Origin of the sequence: Aequorivita sediminis, assembly GCF_032080575.2 — a bacterium.
GTDB lineage: Bacteria > Bacteroidota > Bacteroidia > Flavobacteriales > Flavobacteriaceae > Aequorivita > Aequorivita sediminis.
Genome location: NZ_JAVLSO020000012.1, coordinates 34,957 through 53,969, shown reverse-complemented (window position 1 = coordinate 53,969; position 19,013 = coordinate 34,957). Strand labels below are relative to the sequence as shown.

General features: G+C 33.8%; 19 protein-coding genes. 16 read left to right on the top strand and 3 right to left on the bottom strand.

All coding sequences use genetic code 11. From position 1 onward, the window contains the following. Window positions 1-131: 131 nt before the first annotated feature. The 14 genes from RT250_RS13090 to RT250_RS13030 all read left to right on the top strand — a co-directional run bounded on the left by RT250_RS13090 (window position 132) and on the right by RT250_RS13030 (window position 11,579). Window positions 132-575: a hypothetical protein gene (locus tag RT250_RS13090; RefSeq protein ID WP_313115289.1), complete on the top strand. Its 444-nt coding sequence runs from the start codon at window positions 132-134 to the stop codon at window positions 573-575. A gap of 110 nt (window positions 576-685) precedes the next feature. Then, window positions 686-1,198, top strand: coding sequence for a hypothetical protein (locus RT250_RS13085; protein ID WP_313115287.1), 513 nt, complete (start codon window positions 686-688; stop codon window positions 1,196-1,198). A 179-nt stretch (window positions 1,199-1,377) separates the two neighbouring features. Continuing rightward, complete coding sequence (locus RT250_RS13080) at window positions 1,378-1,998, top strand: hypothetical protein (protein WP_313115286.1); 621 nt, start codon at window positions 1,378-1,380, stop codon at window positions 1,996-1,998. A gap of 260 nt (window positions 1,999-2,258) precedes the next feature. Beyond that, entirely contained in the window at window positions 2,259-3,203 is a 945-nt protein-coding gene (locus RT250_RS13075; RefSeq protein WP_313115284.1) for an NADP-dependent oxidoreductase, read from the top strand. A 360-nt stretch (window positions 3,204-3,563) separates the two neighbouring features. Then, complete coding sequence (locus tag RT250_RS13070) at window positions 3,564-4,121, top strand: hypothetical protein (protein WP_313115282.1); 558 nt, start codon at window positions 3,564-3,566, stop codon at window positions 4,119-4,121. A gap of 338 nt (window positions 4,122-4,459) precedes the next feature. Further along, window positions 4,460-4,756, top strand: coding sequence for a DUF4298 domain-containing protein (locus RT250_RS13065; RefSeq protein ID WP_313115279.1), 297 nt, complete (start codon window positions 4,460-4,462; stop codon window positions 4,754-4,756). Window positions 4,757-5,024: 268 nt separating this feature from the next. Next, a complete protein-coding gene (locus RT250_RS13060; RefSeq protein WP_313115277.1) occupies window positions 5,025-5,615 on the top strand; it encodes a tetratricopeptide repeat protein in 591 nt (196 codons plus the stop codon). 196 nt (window positions 5,616-5,811) lie between these two features. Next, window positions 5,812-7,032, top strand: a complete 1,221-nt coding sequence (locus RT250_RS13055) for an NADH:flavin oxidoreductase (protein ID WP_313115276.1) — start codon at window positions 5,812-5,814, stop codon at window positions 7,030-7,032. 87 nt (window positions 7,033-7,119) lie between these two features. Next, entirely contained in the window at window positions 7,120-7,320 is a 201-nt protein-coding gene (locus tag RT250_RS13630) for a MarR family transcriptional regulator (RefSeq protein WP_353963220.1), read from the top strand. A gap of 203 nt (window positions 7,321-7,523) precedes the next feature. Continuing rightward, window positions 7,524-7,745, top strand: coding sequence for a hypothetical protein (locus RT250_RS13050; protein WP_313115275.1), 222 nt, complete (start codon window positions 7,524-7,526; stop codon window positions 7,743-7,745). Between the two features lie 370 nt (window positions 7,746-8,115). Beyond that, complete coding sequence (locus RT250_RS13045) at window positions 8,116-9,234, top strand: oxygenase MpaB family protein (RefSeq protein ID WP_313115274.1); 1,119 nt, start codon at window positions 8,116-8,118, stop codon at window positions 9,232-9,234. A gap of 122 nt (window positions 9,235-9,356) precedes the next feature. Further along, window positions 9,357-10,427 (top strand): hypothetical protein, encoded by a 1,071-nt coding sequence (locus RT250_RS13040; RefSeq protein ID WP_313115271.1) that lies wholly within the window; start codon window positions 9,357-9,359, stop codon window positions 10,425-10,427. A 90-nt stretch (window positions 10,428-10,517) separates the two neighbouring features. Further along, window positions 10,518-10,952: a hypothetical protein gene (locus tag RT250_RS13035; RefSeq protein WP_313115269.1), complete on the top strand. Its 435-nt coding sequence runs from the start codon at window positions 10,518-10,520 to the stop codon at window positions 10,950-10,952. Window positions 10,953-11,102: 150 nt separating this feature from the next. Then, the gene (locus tag RT250_RS13030; protein ID WP_313115267.1) at window positions 11,103-11,579 is read left to right on the top strand and encodes a phosphoethanolamine transferase domain-containing protein; all 477 of its coding nucleotides are present in this window, start codon (window positions 11,103-11,105) and stop codon (window positions 11,577-11,579) included. 349 nt (window positions 11,580-11,928) lie between these two features. Here the strand turns inward: RT250_RS13030 and RT250_RS13025 are convergent, their stop codons facing one another. The 3 genes from RT250_RS13025 to RT250_RS13015 form a co-directional block, all read right to left on the bottom strand. After that, window positions 11,929-13,491 carry a T9SS type A sorting domain-containing protein gene (locus tag RT250_RS13025; RefSeq protein WP_313115266.1) on the bottom strand — a complete coding sequence of 521 codons (1,563 nt, stop codon included), beginning with the start codon at window positions 13,489-13,491 and terminating at the stop codon, window positions 11,929-11,931. A 601-nt stretch (window positions 13,492-14,092) separates the two neighbouring features. Further along, complete coding sequence (gene glmM / locus RT250_RS13020) at window positions 14,093-15,481, bottom strand: phosphoglucosamine mutase (protein ID WP_313115265.1); 1,389 nt, start codon at window positions 15,479-15,481, stop codon at window positions 14,093-14,095. Next, complete coding sequence (locus tag RT250_RS13015; protein ID WP_313115264.1) at window positions 15,478-16,548, bottom strand: acyltransferase family protein; 1,071 nt, start codon at window positions 16,546-16,548, stop codon at window positions 15,478-15,480. The genes glmM and RT250_RS13015 overlap by 4 nt, the downstream gene beginning before the upstream one ends. Before the next feature lie 40 nt (window positions 16,549-16,588). Here RT250_RS13015 and RT250_RS13010 point away from each other — a divergent pair, with 40 nt between their 5' ends. After that, entirely contained in the window at window positions 16,589-17,173 is a 585-nt protein-coding gene (locus RT250_RS13010) for an acyl carrier protein phosphodiesterase (protein WP_313115261.1), read from the top strand. Beyond that, entirely contained in the window at window positions 17,170-18,885 is a 1,716-nt protein-coding gene (gene ggt / locus RT250_RS13005; RefSeq protein WP_313115259.1) for a gamma-glutamyltransferase, read from the top strand. Before RT250_RS13010 ends, ggt begins: the two co-directional genes overlap by 4 nt. Window positions 18,886-19,013: the final 128 nt, after the last annotated feature.

Sequence of the window (19,013 nt, the reverse complement as noted above, 5' to 3'; positions counted from 1 at the left end):
TGAATTGTAAACTTAAGACGTATATAGCTCATAGCTAATTAGTTGCTTAACCGAAGTTAAAGCATATTTGGAAAGTCGCCAAATTTTTAAATTTGCAAGCTACGAGCCATATAAAATAACGTAAGCAATAATTGACCAAAACTAAAATGATAGACAATTATAAAAAAGAGACGATATATGGACTGCTCTACACAGTAGGCTTTTCCTTATTTATTGTTGTAATGGACTTTTTCTCTGAACACTTTTTTTGGTCGACACTTATTATATTAATCGTTGGGAGATTTCTATACGACCTCTTCTATAAAATACTCATTATAGATGTAGAAACGGAGAATGACTTAATTACCATCGTTCATTATAGTATTGTATTTGGAAAAGAAGAAATAAAAATTAAATTGGAAGATATTGAAGAAATGAATAGTAAAGGTGCGGATCAAATAACTATTGTTATAAACGGTGAAAACGGTCCTGTGTATAAAAAATTTTACAATAATGCTAGTCCTTGGAGTGAAATAAACAGAAAGCTTACTGAATTACAAAAACTATTACCAACAAAAAATAAAGTCAATGCTTAACATTGCTACGCTCAGAAAATGGTAATTAAAAGTAAAATCAAGCTTACGCGATAAGATTCTGCAAAAGCACTGTCTTTATTTCAACATTGGGTGCAATTAAAACCAAAATTATGAAGACAATATTTTTGACTATAGCTATTTCAACAATGATTATCGGAACGTCATTCGGACAATCATTTGAAACGGATTCTATATCTAAATCTGAAGTTTCTAAACTCGATTTTATTACAGGTAAATGGAAAGGAAAAGGATGGATGATGGGTGCAAACAGGAAAAAAGCTGAATTTGAACAAACAGAAGATATAGAGTTCAAATTGGATAGTACGGTAATTTTGATTTACGGTGTAGGACGTAATAATGGTATGATTATTCACAACGCTATGGCCATAATTTCATATAATAAAAAAGAGAATAACTATACTTTTCAATCATATTTACAAAACGGAAGAAAAGGAGAGTTCAAAGGAGAATTAGTAAATGGAAAATTCCATTGGTATCCAAACGAGAATATGCGTTATGTAATAGAGCTAAATGAAAAAGACCAGTGGTACGAAATCGGAGAAATAAAGCAAGGAGAAAATTGGCATCAATTCTTTGAAATGACATTAGACCGTGTAAAATAACTGCGTACAACAAAGTACTGTGGTAAAAAACAAGTAATAATGTATCAATTAGACTATGTCACAATCTAGTGTAAAGCATATGTCCTTAATTTGTAAACTATATACCTTAACGAACATTAAAAATGAGAATGTCAAAAAGGTCTATTTTAAAATATTTTTCTGGCATTAAAACCATAGAAATGAAAATAAAAAAAAAGGCCGTATTAAAATATATACTTGAATTGTTGATTGTTGCTTTTGGAGTTTTTTTAGGGATAGAGGTGAGTGAATACAAGTCTGATAAAAAAATGAAAGAAAATGTTATAGAATCCTTGGGATTAATAACAAAAGAGTTGCAATCAAACTCATTAAGATTAGAAGAATCTATTATTTATCATCAAAACATTAAAGTAGGATTTGATAGTATTAGAAAAAATATTTCAATGGAAAATGCATATTTACCGTATTTTTCAAATACTATATTTAGACATAATTCTATTCCAAATTGGAATGGGCTTGGAATTCCTGGTATTGAAGACATAGCATTTGAAAGTGCAAAAATTGGCGGAATTTTTCAAGAATTAGATATTGAGAAAATAAAACTAATATCGAATGCTTATAAAAAATTAAATTCAAATACTGAATTAGGAAGAAGTTTAACTACTAAATTTATTGGAATAGATTCAGATACGAAAATTTTAGATATAATCGGAATTTTTGAATTGCTAACCAATGACGTTTTAATGACAGAAATATATTTAAAGAAAGAATTGGATGAAACGATTGAAAAATTAAATAACGCCACACAAAAAAGTATATAATTCATTGCTAGCTATTGCCTACTTACTAATCCCAATAACTATCAAGACGCAGATTTTTGCTACGCACAATACGCACCTCGTGCTCGTGTCTATTTGGTTTATATTTGTTAAATTAAGTACTTAATCACGCACCTAACCAAACGCAAGAAGGTTGATATTCACATTTTGAAGGATACGCTTAATATTACAGACTAAAGAAAAGATACAGACCCCAAATAACAGCAAAGCAAATTATTAATAAAACACTAAATATTAAAGTTATGAAAGCAGCTATATATAAAGGAATTGGTGGTGTAGAACAACTGGAAGTAAAAGAGATTCCAATTCCAGAAATAGATAGCGACGAAATTCTAGTTAAAACCAAAGTGGCTAGCATCAATCCCATCGAAGTAAAAACCCGAAATGGAAACCGCTATAGCGAACCTTTGCTAAAACACGAACATCCAATTTTAGGATGGGACGCCAGCGGTGTAATTGAAAAAGTAGGAGAACATATTTCTTCGTTTAAGCCTGGTGATAATGTTTTCGGGATTGTCGGGTTTCCCGGATTCGGAAAAACCTACGCCGAGTATTTTGTTGCCAAAGAAAAACATTTGACTATTATTCCTGAGCATGTAAGCTTTGAACATGCAGCAGCAAGTACTATTGCCGCGATTACCGCCTATCAAGCTTTGAAATATTTCGGTAAGTTAGATCCCAATACAAAAGTCCTGATTCACGCGGCTTCTGGTGGTGTTGGACATTATGGAGTTCAGTTCGCCAAACATTTTGGCGCTGAAGTCTGGGCAACGGCTTCCTCACCCAAAGAAGATTTTGTAAAATCATTAGGCGTCGATCATTTCATTGATTACAAAACCCAAAAGTTTGAAGAGGAAGCTAGAGATATGGATGTGGTTTTCGATTTGATTGGCGGCGATTATATCGATCGCTCTTTAAAATCTCTCAAACCAGGAGGTATCTTAATTAGTATCCCGAGTGCCACAAATGCCGAGGTTGAAGAAAAAGCCGAAAAGGTAGGATGCATTGGGGTACGATTTACACTTAAAAACAAGAAGGAAGATATGCAGAGCATTGCCGAGCTATTAAATACTGGTGAATTAAAACCATTTATTTCTAAGCGCTTTTCCCTTGATGAAATTAGAGAAGCACATACTGCCTTAGAAAATGGTCACACCAAAGGAAAGATTGTGATTACTATGGAGTGATACCATTGATACCATTAAAAAAGCATTATTTCCACAAACCATAATACAGACTTCGATGTGTATAGTATCAGGCATAAAGTGCCTAAAATAACATCACGTACCATTTACAAGTCCCCCTCACTAAACTTAAGTTAGTTTTTTATATAAATTTACGAATGTTCCGCATGGAAGAGAGACGGAATTTTCATATTTTGACATTGCAATATTCCTTTAACAAATTACGTGTGACAACAATGCATAATCGCAATAGCAGATAAGTGCCAAACCCAACAGTAATTTTATAAATTTAAAGTAAGTCATTAATCGAAAAATAAATGTCTCAATCTCATACTGTACCTATAGGAGACATTATATAACATAATGAAAAATCCAATTCTAACGATAATTTTTATTTTAAGTTCTACCTTGACCTTCGCTTGTAATTGTTTTTGGGATGGTAATTTTATTAAAACAGCTAAAAATGCAGAATTAGTAGTATTAGCAAAAGTTGTTGAACGAAATTTCCATCTTGAAAATGGAAAAACATTTACAACTCTAGAAGATGCTGTCAATGCCTCATTTGAGGAGGAATATAATCATCCTCCTGAATTTTATGAATCCATTGACCTGGAAATTATTTCTGTTATTAAAGGTAAGAACAAAAGGAAAATCATACGAATATTTGCATCAAATGGTGCTGATTGTCGAACAGGTGTCAGAGACTTCGAAATCAGCAAAGTTTATTTAATGACACCAAATCTCTCTCAATATGAGGAAATGCCAACGGAAAAGTATGATCATTATTTTCTAGGCAACTGTTCAGAAACTTCGATAGAATATAATCCTGAATTGAAGAAAGTATATGGGTGGATCAAAGGAAAAAAACGAAAGGAGAAAATTTACTATGACTATAATAAACTAATTAGAAAAATATCATAACACAACAATAGATAACCCGATGCCACACATTTGATAAAAAAAGAATTTCATAGTATAAACAGACTAATTTTTAATATATTTATTTCTATTCTCACGCTACCGCATAGGTCCTATCCTGCATTTAAATAAAAAGCCCAACTACTCGACCAAAATATTGAATAGCAATAGCGGATATCGATTAAAGAATAGTTAATAATTAAAATATTACTACATTGATGCCATGGAAATCACACAATGCAATCGCGCGAGAAGCGGGTTCATTATCAATAAAACCTGGCATTCTATAACTAAACAACTCTAAAATTACAGAGTTGTGAAATAAAAATAAACATCTACTTATGAATAATACAATAGATCGTATTACAAAAATGGAAAACATATTAGACGAACTCACTCTAGTTGTTGAAAAATCTGATAATGTGTTGAATGAACTTAATGATTCCTTGAAAAATTTAAACACATTAAAAAAATATTATGAATCTCAATATATGAAAGATGTAATGGCAGACAAAAGACATGAAATCCCACAAGACCTTAAAAGAGGCGTTTTGAGTGAGGATGCTGTACATATGTTGCTCACAGATTTGCTTGAATTATCTTACAAAATGGAAAAATTGAGTAAAAAAATAAGATAATTTTAATGTCAAATTAGCCCGCTACCGCATGAGTGCTCCCTTGTGGTTTCCTTCAGTTGAATTAAAAGCCCAACTACTCGACCAAAATATTGAAAAGCAATAACAGATAGCGTTTAAAGAAAAAAAATGATAAAAATATCACTACCATTAAGCGATAGTGGCCACGCATGCAATCGCCCGGTAACGGGGAAATAAAACAGCGCTACAACATAACATAGAATATTTACACCATTTAAATAATTATGAAACTTTTTGGAATCATTTTCACGTGTTTAGTTTTTTTTCTTGTACTGATAATCCAAGAAAGAACCATATCTATTTTAATAAAGGTGTAACGAAAAATGATTTTTTTATCAATAATTTCAAATTTAAGAACAGAGAAGCTGAAAAATTAAATGATTCAGGAATACAACAAATAAAAAATGGCAAAATTAGAGATGCAGAAAAGTACTTTATTCAGGCTTACAGACTAGAACCTGACAATCCCGTGATTCTAACTAACTTAGGAAATATTTATAGTAAGATAGGAACGGCAAAAATGGCAATTGAATATTATCAAGAGGCTTTGGTGAGTTCAGATTCAACATACTTTAACGCCGCAACTAATTTGGGTAGGGTTTACTGTAGAAATGATCAGTTTGAAGAAGCAAAACAGATTTTAGATTATATAATCTCAATTACAAAAGATAACAAATTCATTACTATTGCCGAATATACATTGGCAACCGTATATATTGAATCTAAAGAGTGTAATAAGGCAAACGACTTGTACCTAAAAATAAAGGATTCCTTCCGGGAATATAAAGGTTTCCAATCTAATTTAGATAAATTAGAAGAAGATATTAAAAACTGTTTGTAAGAAGGGTATTGTGCGGGATAAAAAACAGAGGCTAAGGATGTTTAAACCCGTATTTTGTAATAATAGCTGGATTTTTTTAAATTTGAATGAAGGGTATAACAAACGTTAGCATTGAATAAAGTGTATTTACAATCCAATATTTTTTTTGCATTTATCATCTTCATAAAATTATATAAATAATCTTAAGCAATAGCCTATGAGTAATCAAGTAGAAACAAATGCAGTCTCAGATGTGTTTTCACCTTTAAAACTTGGACCGATTACCTTGCCAAATCGTATCATAAAAGCAGCCACTAGTGAAGGTAGAAGTCCCGAGGGAAAAGTTACACAGGCACTTATTGACTTTCATCGAGGATTTATAGAAGGCGGAACGGGTATGACGACTTTAGCCTATTGTGCTATTTCACCTCATGGTTTTGCAGCTCCTGGAGAAATTTTGATGATTCGAGAAAATATTCCTGGTCTACAGAAGTTCACCGAAGCCATGCACAATGCAGGGGGAAAGGTTTCTGCTCAATTAGGACATGCTGGTCCCGTTGCGCATAAAAAAATTAATGGCGTTCAACCCATCGCTCCTTCTAAGTTTTTTAACCCAACAAGTTTTCAAGTTTGTCGAGAAATTACAAAAAAGGAAATCGCTCAATTAATTGAGCAATTTGCTGACGCTGCTGAAGTGGCTGCAGACGCCGGTTTTGATGCGATAGAGTTGCATTTTGGTCACTTGTATATCGTATCTGCATTTTTTAGTCCTTGGATAAACAAACGAAAAGATGAATATGGAGGATCTATAGAAAACCGAACCCGATTTGCAGTGGAAATTCTTAATGCTGTAAAGGAGCGTGTAAAAGAGCGCGTAGCCATCATCGTTAAAATCTCCATGGATGATGGAATTAAAGGTTCTATTTGGCTTGATGAATCAACACAAACGGTGAGAATTCTCGATGAGACAGGAGCTGTAGATGCTTTTGAATTGACGGTAGGATCTTCTGTGTATAAACAAATGTACTTATTTCGAGGAGAGACAGATATAGATGGTATGGCTGCAACTCAAAAAGGTATATTTAAACTAGGCGTCAAATTATTTGGTAAATTGATGTTGGGAGAATATCCTTACGACGATATGTATATGTTAGTGTCGGCTAGGCAGTTTCAACCTATCGTAAAGAATGCTCAGTTGATTTTACTGGGAGGGATAAATGATTATTCACATATGCAAAAAGCGATGGACTATGGATTTTCTTTTGTAGCCTTAGGAAGAGCGTTACTTCGTGAGCCTGATTTAGTAAACAAACTAAAATCTAAATCTCAATTGGAAGGAAGATGTATTCATTGCAACAAATGTATGTTTAGTGTTTATACCACAACAAATTGTGTTTTCACCAAAGACTATGCGACCACTTCTAAGGAGGCAATATAAACATGTAATGTGTATCTAATTAAAAAAACTTTAATACTCCAAGGGTTATTTTCTTGTTGATAGGAATTTGAAAGAGTCTTATTACCCATTACGCCCAATCAATTTCGTGTTTTGGCGCACCATTGGATTAAGGAAGGCCTTGTACAGATTGAACTGGCAACATCTACCAATCGTAACAGAGCCAATGTTAGCCGTATCGTTGATATTTTAGAAAAGAAAGGTCTGGTAGAACGAAGAAACGCCCCGAATGACCGGTGCGTTTCTAAAATCTATTTGACCGAATTGTAAAAGTCTCTGAAAGAAGAAACTGCTCAATGCGCAGCACAATTAAATGAAGACGCTTTAAAAATGTTACCCCCCCTGGGTACAATAATTTAAATGCTAAACCTTTTAAAAATGAAAAAATCTTATTTGATGCTATTCATTCTGTGTGCGCAATTAATGTATAGGCACAGAAGCAACCACAATCTATAAAAAATCTACCGATAACCATGGAAACAATAGCCAGCAACAGGAGTGTTGGTTTTCAATTAATGGTAAACAAAAAGATACAGAGCGTACCGAATTTGGTAGGCGAACGGGACAACGAAGTTAATAAGGACTATATGGCACAAGGAAACTTTACCTATAATCGAGTTAAAAGCTTGGATGGTAATTTTTTTAGACAATGCCAACTCAAATACCATTTTTATTACAGCAACAAACGAGTGTGAGTATTACGCTTGTTGGTTTGGCAATTGCAATAGGTTATTTTTAAATAGTATTTAATGAAAGCTATTTAGTTATAATCTTTGGCCTGGCCATTTAGGGTCTTGGAATTGAATTATTATGCCTAATGGAACTTATTCCTGATTCAGGTATAGAAAAAATAATAGGCAAGACGTAGTCTATACCGTTTTTCGGTTAGTTTGATTCTCCATTGATTGTGGCACTCTTGATTATTTCGATTTGATTTGACTTACACATTTGATATCGCATTTGATTCCATGGTAGTGTTAGCAATTATACTTTATTTAAGTAATTTTAAAAATTAAATTTAAGCCGTGTATAAACGTTAAACGATAGTGTGAAAAACGAATAACGATGAATTTAAATAATACATATGTAAATTTTTGGAAAATTGGCAATGGAAGAAATTTCATAGAATGGGCAGGAAAAGATGTACCTGCAAGTCAGCATAATTCAAATCTTTTCTACCAATACGATCAAGAAGTAGATTTTTTGGTTAAAAATTGGATGCAAAATGAAGATTTTAAAATTATTATGAAATCCTTACACAGTGGCAAAGACGAAAATCTACCACAAGATTTCCTCGATTTTAAGAAAAATTTAGAAATAAAACCATCTTGGTTAGATGAAAAACTTATAAAAGTAGGTTCAGAACTATCTGAGCGAAGCGGTTTAATAGGACTTTTGGTTTTAAGAAACTTTGCACTATTAGGCGGTTATAATTTTGCAAACCTTACAAAACCTCTTGTTGCAACTGGCTCTTTAAATAAAGGTGCAGTTACCCGACTCCATAACACTCTCAACTTTTGGGTGAATGTCTCAAGAACGACAGCCGACTCCCAAAACAGGCGTATCAATGCGTGTTTGATCACAAGATTGGTCCATAGTGCTTCTCGATTAATGATTCAGGAAAAAATGCCGCACTGGGATCGGGAGAAGTATGGTATCGCCATCAATTATGCTGATATGGTAGCCACTAACATCGCCTTTACTGTTTATTATCTATTTGGTCTAAAAAAGCTTAATTTTAAATATTCTAAAGAGGAAGAAAAAGGAATATTCCACTTGTGGAAATATGTAACCTATCTCTTAGGGGTACCTTTGGATATAATCCCGAATAATAAGGAGGAGGCTTTGGGATTCTTTAAATTTTGGACACCGTATCAGAACGCTACCGACAATGATTCTATAACACTCACCAATTCACTTTTGGATGAGAATACGCCCATCAGTTTATTAAAACTGGACATCGTGAAAAGGAATATGGGCTATATCCACCGAAGCATCGCCAATTATCTTATTGATGAAGAGACTCGTAATAGCTTGAATATACCACCGGTAAGATTTAAAAACATAATCCCTAGAGCAATACAATTAAAAAATGAAATTAAATTTGACAGAGACCATCAAATTAAAACAGGGAATACGGAGCAATTAAGTGTTTTGGCAGATTATAAAAATAGCATTGCCTAACATCGTACATGTAAAAATCCGGGTTATGTGGTAATTTAGAATTTAATCATATTCAGTCACTTGTCTTTTGTACGTCCCTGATATAGGTTGAACACTTGTCGAGTGAAAATCTATGAAAGCAAATGTACGGACTATCCGCATTTAGCGTAAATATTGAGGTGAATCCAACCAACTTGTTTAACAAATTCAATCATCCAAAAATGGCAAAAACAACAATAGACGAGCTAAAAAAATCTAAGCATATATACGATTTACTACGTGTTTTGAAAAATTCCGACCAGCTCGAAGATATTAATGCCATGCAAGAAATATGGGAGGAATGTGGTTTCTGGGCGAACTCAAAAGAGGAGCAGAATAAATTTGTAGCTCCCTTTCAAGAAAATAGACGCAGTTTTGTTTTAACCGCTCCAGATGCATGGGAAAAAGGTAAGTTTCCACCGCCAGGTGATTATTCCTTTGCACTAGTTACTAAAAAAGGTCTAGGAATAAGAGAATCTTTTATTGAAACTACGGTGTTTTATTTTTACAAGGAAAACTACTTCTCCTTAGCAAAATATCATAGAGGTTATTTATTCACATGTTTAGAAGAAAAAAAGAATTTGTGTTTATATAACTATTCCGTTATTAAGGATAAGGAATCTCCCTATTATAAAAAGTCCGTGCGGATGCAAAAAAGAGAACGAGAAGTAAAGCAAGAATGTGTAAAATTTATTCCCGAATTAGCACATTATCTATGGCCAGATGAGCTCGATATTTCAGGTAGCTGGAAGGAAGAAAAACTTTCACATCCTAACTTCTTTAAAAAAACATTTGAAATGCTAAGCAGTGGATATTATTCCTATGTGGGTGCATGGACATTCTCTTTTACACCGCTTGTATGGGAGAATAATGAGGCTCAAATCACAAAAGAAATCACTTACACAGCCGTTGATTATAATCATCAATATAATTATGGCGTTGTAAAAAAAAGAGAATTTAGCAAAGACATAGGCATATGGCTAAAGCAAGAAGAAAACTATATTAGCTTCAAAGTCGAATTCAGAGATGGGGAAACTTCTTTTAGCAATTTTAAGGGTAAACTTTATCCAACTTACATCGAGTTTTCAATTCCGTTTTATTTCAAATCCACAGAGGAAAAGAATCATTTAATTCAGCATTTTGATCAATATGGACTACATATTATAAACTTATAAAGTTTGAAAGGAATGTAGAAAGGCAAATGTTATCCTTCAAACGTCCCTTATTTTATATTTTGGCACTAATTAACACTCAGGAACTTAAAAATGAATGATCACTTAATACATAACCTTAAAATATCAATACTTTGGAAATTGTTGGTCAACATTATAACAGTTGGCTTGATTATATATTTATTCAATACCATTATGCCAATTGAATGGTATACCTGGTTGATATTATTAATTTACCCGATGTACTTAACAATAAAAGAACAGAAATTATTACTTGAAATAGATGTTAATGGAGATCAGATTAGTCTAATAAGTTATACCTTTTTAGGTGGTAAAAAAGAACTAAAACTAAAAACCAGTGAAATTATTGAATTGGATCACTTTAAAGGATTTGTCGTTAAGTATAAAAACTCTTTCGGAAAAAAAACAGAAACTTTTCAAATTAATGCTGAACCGTGGAATAATATTTACGGACAAATAAAAATTCTGAAATTAGCAGTTCAAGAATTGGAAAATAGAAATTCATAGGATATTTATTAGAATTAATTGGATAGAGTACTTTTGGCGTAATCTGCGCTATTTTAAGGATTACAGCATCCATTTTCAGTCTAAAATTCCTTACATTTAATTCCGTATAAACTTAAGTGTTTTCACTTTAACCTTATCAGTTAATTAAATATGAAGATTGTTTTTATAGAAGAACAAAGATTTACACAATGGTGGTTGTGGCTAATTTTAATCGGAATTGGAATTTTACCTATTTTAGGAATTTATAAGCAATTAATTATCGAGAAAAAATTTGGTGATAACCTTATGTCCGCCTTAGGGCTTATTATTTTTTCTCTTTTCATTTTTGGCTTAATTGCTTTGTTTTGGTTTATTCGACTAAAAACTTATATTGACCAAAGTGAAATCCGAATGAGTTTCTTCCCCTTTGTCAAGAAACAAATAAATTGGAAAGATGTTAAAAGCGCTCAACTAGTAAATTACGGATTTGTAGGCGGATGGGGCATCCGGCTAGGTACAAAATATGGAACTGTCTACAACACTAAAGGAAATAGAGGTTTAGCTATAGAACTTCGGAATGGAAAAAAATTACTAATCGGAACTCAGAAAGAAACTGAACTTAAAGAAATATTGGAAAAAATCAGATAAGAATTTAATTTAAAAAAATGATATTAGTATCTAAGGCCGTGATTCAAATTCAAAAACTTGTAGAAGAGGTTTTCGGCAATATTGTTAATGCCTAGGTGCCCCAACATCATTTGAATTACAAATACATAATTCTATTTATCCTCCTTTATGATGATAATAGCAAATCGAGTCCATAAGTATCTTTAATGCTTAGACATTTCATGGCTTTTAGGTACAGGTTTAGTACTAATCTGAAAACAAAAAATAATATACTAAATAGCACTTCTAGATGTTATTAGGATAAAGTGAAACTTCAACGAGACAGACAAATAACAAAATTCTAAATACATCAATTAAAGGATACTATGCCTTATTTAGAAACCATCACTTTCTTTGTGCTGCTTCCAGCTTCTGAATGAATAGTTACGAGATACATACCCGCTGAAAAATCTCGCGTGCTAACAGAAATTGAATGGTTCCGCACGTCGGACGAATAAATTTTCTTTCCATCTAGGGCTGTTATTTCAATTCGGTATATTAGAGCTTCTGAATTAATGAAAAAGTAACCATATGCAGGATTGGGATATATAGAAAACTCCATTTTAGAGTGATCTAACGTCCCTAACGAATTACAACGACGAAATATATCGAATCCTTCACCTTCTATAGACATCACATCAGTTAAACTCGCTCCCCCTTTGGTTACAACTCCTCCCGAACGTCTCGCAACACCATTTATGTCGTCATAACTATATACTGGAATTAAAGATTCGCAAGTAAGAAGAGATGGTGTTTGCTTTACATAAAAAACCCGATCCCCCCACTCGTTATATCTAGCATTTTTAGTTCCAACAGTAATAAGGCCCCCATCATCGGTTGGCGCTGAGGCGAAGGCTGCAAATTTCTCTTGCCCAAAATATTGATTTCCTTGTACAAAGTCGCCATTTACATTAGATTCTACCATTAAGAAACTCACTCCTCCTGACGCAACTCCACTAGCAACCAAATTGCCATTACCGATTAAGTCAATATCGTGAAAACCTGAATAATGAGTTTGATTAACGTACTTATTGCTCCATTCTAAATTTCCATAGGCATCCAATTTCACAATATAACCATTTGCAAGTAATTTCCCTGCTACAGCATATCCATCTCCAGGAATAGCAACTACGCCATAAGCTTTACTCCATTGAAAAGGGGTAATTAGCGTAGACCATTCAAGATTTCCTAAAGAATCTAACTTAACAATATAACTATCGGCTGAACCTTGATTTACATCAAAAGAGTCTGTTTCTCCAGCTATTATATAGCCTCCTTGTCCATCTAAGGTGGTATCAACTGCATGTGCTATATCATTTCCAAGCCCACCAATACTATTACTCCACTCAACCTCTCCCTCACTGTCCAACTTAACGATATATACATTTTTACCTTCACCTACTATTTGAGTAGAACCAACTATAACAAACCCATCATCTTCGGTTGCTTTAATTGCATTACCTTCTTGATTTCCTTCTATTTCACTCAAATTTTTCGACCATTCAATTTCTCCAGCGGAACTTAACTTCAACAGATAAATAGATTTTTTTTCAGTGAATTTAGCCTCCGAAGTTCCAGCAATGATAAACCCTCCATCTGGTGTAAGCTCTACAGAATTTCCCCACACCTTTCCTTCTATCTTAACGGTCTTAGACCATTTTGGTTCGAGACTGTCTGAAATTCTAAGAACATAAACTTCATCTTTGTTTTCAGGAATTCTCATCGTGTTACTTCCTACCATAATGTAACCGTCATTCGGCACAGTTTTAACTGCCTTAGCTCCATAATTTCCACTAGTCTGTTCCCCTTGATATACCCCACTGATATATTGTGCATGGGTGTTATCTACAAGAGCAATAAAAAAGATAAAAAGGAATATAGCAGTAAATTTCATAATAGATACAAATTGGTTGTATCTACAAATATTGAAATTTAACATAACCTGAAGAAATAAATTAAAAGAAACTTACACCTCAACATTTTCTGACAAGGGCTGATTTTAAAATTGGAATAGGGAGGGCATATAGTAAATCCTTAGAAGAAATTTTTAATGAAATTGTTAAGCCAGAGGTAATAAGTAAGTACCTTATTTCAGAAAATAGTAGTAGGTTAGAATCAGAAAAAGTGCTTAAAAATTGTCAAACTATTTTGTATGTACAGGCTACAGAACCGGTGGTGATTTTTAAACTAAAAATTATTGAGACAATAGCACAATTGTTAGAATAAACGAAAAAGATAAAGAGCTAAAAGAAAAATACCTGAAATGGACTTTAGAAAACTCTGGAGGCTAAGAAAATGACTTAAAAAAAGCAGTTGGCAAACAATATGAAACCTATCAAAACGAAGTGCCTATGCTAATTCCATTCACAAAGAAATAAACTTAAAATGGTCGATTCATCTTGATTAAGAATCTTCTTTATATTGAATTGAGGGAATTAAAATTCATAAAAAAATGGCCCCAACTGGGGCCATTAATATTTAATCTATGATAATTACTAAATATTAGCTATAGCTTTAATTTCAGCAATAATCTTATCGGCTAAGCTATCTGCTTCTTCTTGCGATTTAGCTTCGGTATATATTCTAATAATAGGCTCTGTATTGGATTTGCGTAAGTGAACCCAATTTTCAGGGAAATCAATTTTTACGCCATCTACAGTATTGATATCTTCTGATGCATACTTGGCTTCCATAGCTTTTAAAATTGCATCTACATCCAATGTTGGCGTAAGCTCAATTTTCTTCTTACTCATAGAATATGAGGTGTATGTCTTACGCAGTTCGCTAACAGCCATTTTTTGTTCTGCTAAATGACTTAAAAATAAAGCTACTCCTACCAAACTATCACGACCATAATGCAATTCTGGATAAATTATTCCACCATTACCTTCACCGCCAATTACAGCCTTGGTTTCCTTCATCATTTCAACCACATTCACTTCCCCAACGGCACTAGCCGTATAAGTTCCGTTGTGTTTTTCGGTAACATCACGTAAAGCTCTAGAAGAAGACATATTGCTAACGGTATTTCCTGGTGTATGCTTTAGCACATAGTCAGCAACAGCTACTAAGGTATATTCTTCACCAAACATTTCACCTTTTTCATCAACAAATGCTAAACGATCTACGTCAGGGTCTACTACAATTCCGAAATCGGCATTTTCATCTACCACCATTTTCATTAAATCGCCCAAATGCTCTTTTAAAGGTTCTGGGTTGTGTGGAAAATGGCCATTCGGAGTACAATATAATTTTACTGGCTCTACTCCTAAAGCTTCTAATAACAACGGTATCGCTATTCCTCCTGTTGAATTAACACCATCAACCACTACCTTAAATTTACAAGCTTTAATAGCATCGACATTTACTAGAGGTAAATCTAAAATTTCATCGATGTGTAAGTCTATATAGGCATCGTTTTTATGAATTTCACCTAAGTCATCAACCTCAGCAAATTCTATATTTCCAGCTTCAGCAATATCAAGAATTTCTTGTCCCGCTGCAGCATTTAAAAACTCTCCTTTATTATTTAATAATTTAAGAGCGTTCCATTGTTTTGGATTGTGACTAGCGGTAAGGATAATTCCGCCGTCGGCGTGTTCCATCATTACTGCCATTTCAACTGTAGGAGTGGTAGAAAGATCTAGGTCTATTACCGTTATGCCCATCCCTACTAAGGTGTTCATAACCAATTGCTGAATCATTTCACCAGAAATCCTGGCATCACGCCCCACCACTACTCTATGTGTTTCTTTGTTACGTTGTTTCTTTACCCAACTACCGTAAGCAGCAGCGTATTTTACCGCATCGATTGGAGTTAAATTTTCACTTTGCAAACCGCCAATGGTTCCGCGGATGCCTGATATAGATTTTATTAATGTCATTTTCTAAATTTATTTTTCAGTTTTAAAAAATATAACTCAAAATAAGTGTATGATATATGAGCTATTAAAATTGTTCCTACGAAGATAAGCAGGTGCATTAAAATTATGGTTAAATTTTCATTAAGGTTTTGTAAAAAGTCCACTTTTAAAAACAAAAACACCACAGCATTCAATACTATAACATGATACATATAAATACCATACGAAATACTCCCCAGATGATTAAAAATAGAACTCTTTAACGCTACACCTCTATTATTGAAGGCTAAAGTATGGATAAAAAACCCGAACAATAAACAAGTTAACATAGACCGAGCCCATAATGGTTCTATTTGCAACCAATCGGTAATAAAGTAAAGCAATGTGAACGAGCAAATAAGTATTGGAAAAATAACCGTACGTTTTAAAAACTCAAGTTTCTTGTTTTCTTCTAATATTGCAATTATGCCACCAAAAAATAAATAGAAAAATACGAAGATATACTCCCGAAGAAATTCAAAAGCATCAGACCAATAAATGATGAAATACCCAATCATAAGGCCTATTAAAACGCGTAATACCCATTTAACATTTATAAAAAACAGCAGTGGTGCAATAACAAGATAAAATTGCTCTTCAATACCAATGGACCATAGAACTTCAATAATACCTCCTGGTTCAAATTTTTGTGCAAACACATTAGGAAGAAAAAATACATTATAAAAAAATGCTTCTTTCCAAGTGTAATTTATATCAAAAGGAATATTTGCAAAAGGCAAAATCACGTTATAAAAAAAGAGACCAAATATTAAAACTAGATAATAAAGCGGGAAGATTCGAAGAACGCGACGAATATAAAAGTCTTTTATTGAAAATACACCTCTAATTTTGGCGCGATAAATAAGACGAATAATAAGAAATCCACTTAAAATAAAAAACATATAAACTGCTTCCACGCCACGATGATAAATGGGAAGCCCATCAAATGACGGAAGCCCTTGGTTGTGCGAAAGCTGAGGTAAATGGAATAGCAACACGATGGAAGCCAGGAAAAACCGTAGTGGATCTAAATTCGGTAATCTATTCAATATTCAATATTTACAATTCAAAAATACATATATTTATTGAATGAACTTTTTAGCACATATTTATCTCTCCGGAGATGACGACGAAATTACAATTGGAAATTTTATTGCAGATGGCATAAAAGGAAAGCGTTACCTTAAATATCCACCAAAAATTGCAAAGGGAATTTTATTGCATCGGGCGATCGATTCCTTTACCGACTCTCACCCCACTGTTCATAAAAGCACTAAGAGACTTCACAAAAACTACAGCCATTACAGTGGCGTAATTGTAGATATTCTATACGACCATTATCTTGCAAAAAATTGGAAAAATTATTCCAACCAACCTTTGGATGAGTATGTAGAAGAATTTTATGAGTTACTTCGAAATAACTTTACCATACTTCCCGCTAGAATTCAACGGTTGATGCCGTATATGATAGCAGACAACTGGTTGTTGAGCTACGCTACTGTTGAAGGCATAGGTAAGATATTAGCCCAAATGAATGTACGCACCAAAGGAGTTGCAAAAATGAACCTAGCAGTAGTTGAACTCGAAGAATATTACGAAGAATTTGAATCTGAATTTACCTCATTTTTTGATGAATTAATAATACATGCTAACCAAAAACTTATCGAATTATGAAACATTACTCATTAATTTTAATTGTTTTATTATTATTTGCCTGCAAAGAAAAAGTCACCACCCAAAACAGTTACGAAAAAACAAAAACTGACAGTAAAGAAGCTGTAGTAGCTGATAGTGCAATGGTAGTGTCGGCTAGAGCAGAAGCTTCTAGAATTGGTACAGAAATTTTAAAAATGGGCGGAAATGCTTTTGATGCTATGATTGCTACTGAAATGGCATTAGCTGTTTGTTTCCCCTATGCTGGTAATTTAGGTGGCGGTGGCTTTATGGTTTACCGCAGTGAATACGGTGAAATAGGTTCTTTAGACTATCGTGAAAAAGCGCCTATGGCCGCTACAAAAAATATGTATTTGGATGAAGAAGGAAACTTTATATCCGAAAAAAGCTCTGTTGGAGCGCTTGCTGTGGGCGTGCCTGGTACAGTAGCAGGAGTGTTTGCAGTACATGAGAAATTGGGAAGTTTACCTATAGAAGTAATTTTAAAACCTGTTATCGACCTCGCCAAAAATGGGTATATTATTACCGAACAGCAGGCAGAACGGCTGGAATATTACAAAGCCACATTTGAAGAAATAAGCGGTGAAAAAAATCTTTTTACTGAAACATATAAGAACGGTGATACCCTTAAAAACGCAGCTTTAGCAAACACCTTGACATTAATTGCGCAAAACGGACGTTCTGAATTCCATGAAGGAGAAACAGCTAAAAAATTAGTTTCCTTTTTAAATGAAAAGGGAGGAATTATAACGCTAGAAGATCTAGCAGCCTATGAAGCACAGTGGCGTGAGCCAATTGTTTTTAATTATAAAGATTTAAAAGTGATTTCGATGGCACCTCCATCCAGCGGTGGAATTTGTTTATCACAAATTTTAAAAATGGTTGAACCCTACCCTATTGCTAGCTATGGGCACAACAGTGTAAAATACATACAAGTGCTTGCTGAAGCCGAACGTCGTGCGTATGCCGACAGAAGTTATTACCTTGGAGATCCTGACTTTGTAGAAATTCCAACAGATTCACTTCTCAATGACGCCTATTTATCACAGCGTATGCAAAGTTTTTCTTTTGATGCTGCTACGCCTTCTTCAGAATTAAAACCAGGAGTAATTATGGGGTATGAAAGTACTGAAACTACACATTATTCTATTGTAGACTCTTTTGGAAATGCAGTTTCGGCTACCACAACATTAAATTCAGCATATGGTTCTAAACTTTATGTTAGTGACCTGGGCTTTTTCCTAAACAATGAAATGGACGACTTTAGTGCAAAACCAGGAGCGCCTAATGTGTACGGACTCGTAGGTGGCGAAGCTAATGCTATAGCCCCTCAAAAGCGAATGTTAAGCTCTATGACACCAACAATTGTTGAAAAGAACGATGAATTATTTATGGTAGTAGGAACACCGGGAGGTTCTACAATTATAACCTCAGTAGCCCAAACAATTTTAAATGTTTATGAGTTTAATATGAATATGCAAGAAGCCGTTGATGCCCCACGTTTCCATCATCAATGGTTACCGGATGCTGTTAGATATGAATTTGAAAGATTCCCTCGCGAAATTATCGAGGAATTAAAACAAAAAGGATATCCTGAAAACCTCGAAACTGATCCAATTATTGGAAAAGTTGATGCAATTTTAAGATTAGAAAACGGTAAATTACAGGGTGGTGCAGACTATCGCGGCGACGATACAGCGGTTGGGTTTTAAAATATAAGTTATTTGTTAATGTTGAATAGCGAATTAGCCGCAGCTATTATTTAAAATAGTCTGTTTTCCAAAGGCTTTAAACATCCGTTGTTACCATTGACCAGTTTAATTACTTTTAAAAAACTGAG

Coding starts and splice junctions, on each gene's coding strand:
- RT250_RS13085 (WP_313115287.1), top strand. CDS start 686: ATGAAGACAATATTTTTGACTATAGCTATTTCAACAATGATTATCGGA.
- RT250_RS13080 (WP_313115286.1), top strand. CDS start 1,378: ATGAAAATAAAAAAAAAGGCCGTATTAAAATATATACTTGAATTGTTG.
- RT250_RS13075 (WP_313115284.1), top strand. CDS start 2,259: ATGAAAGCAGCTATATATAAAGGAATTGGTGGTGTAGAACAACTGGAA.
- RT250_RS13070 (WP_313115282.1), top strand. CDS start 3,564: ATGAAAAATCCAATTCTAACGATAATTTTTATTTTAAGTTCTACCTTG.
- RT250_RS13065 (WP_313115279.1), top strand. CDS start 4,460: ATGAATAATACAATAGATCGTATTACAAAAATGGAAAACATATTAGAC.
- RT250_RS13055 (WP_313115276.1), top strand. CDS start 5,812: ATGAGTAATCAAGTAGAAACAAATGCAGTCTCAGATGTGTTTTCACCT.
- RT250_RS13050 (WP_313115275.1), top strand. CDS start 7,524: ATGGAAACAATAGCCAGCAACAGGAGTGTTGGTTTTCAATTAATGGTA.
- RT250_RS13045 (WP_313115274.1), top strand. CDS start 8,116: ATGAATTTAAATAATACATATGTAAATTTTTGGAAAATTGGCAATGGA.
- RT250_RS13040 (WP_313115271.1), top strand. CDS start 9,357: ATGTACGGACTATCCGCATTTAGCGTAAATATTGAGGTGAATCCAACC.
- RT250_RS13035 (WP_313115269.1), top strand. CDS start 10,518: ATGAATGATCACTTAATACATAACCTTAAAATATCAATACTTTGGAAA.
- RT250_RS13030 (WP_313115267.1), top strand. CDS start 11,103: ATGAAGATTGTTTTTATAGAAGAACAAAGATTTACACAATGGTGGTTG.
- RT250_RS13025 (WP_313115266.1), bottom strand. CDS start 13,491: ATGAAATTTACTGCTATATTCCTTTTTATCTTTTTTATTGCTCTTGTA.
- glmM (WP_313115265.1), bottom strand. CDS start 15,481: ATGACATTAATAAAATCTATATCAGGCATCCGCGGAACCATTGGCGGT.
- RT250_RS13010 (WP_313115261.1), top strand. CDS start 16,589: ATGAACTTTTTAGCACATATTTATCTCTCCGGAGATGACGACGAAATT.
- ggt (WP_313115259.1), top strand. CDS start 17,170: ATGAAACATTACTCATTAATTTTAATTGTTTTATTATTATTTGCCTGC.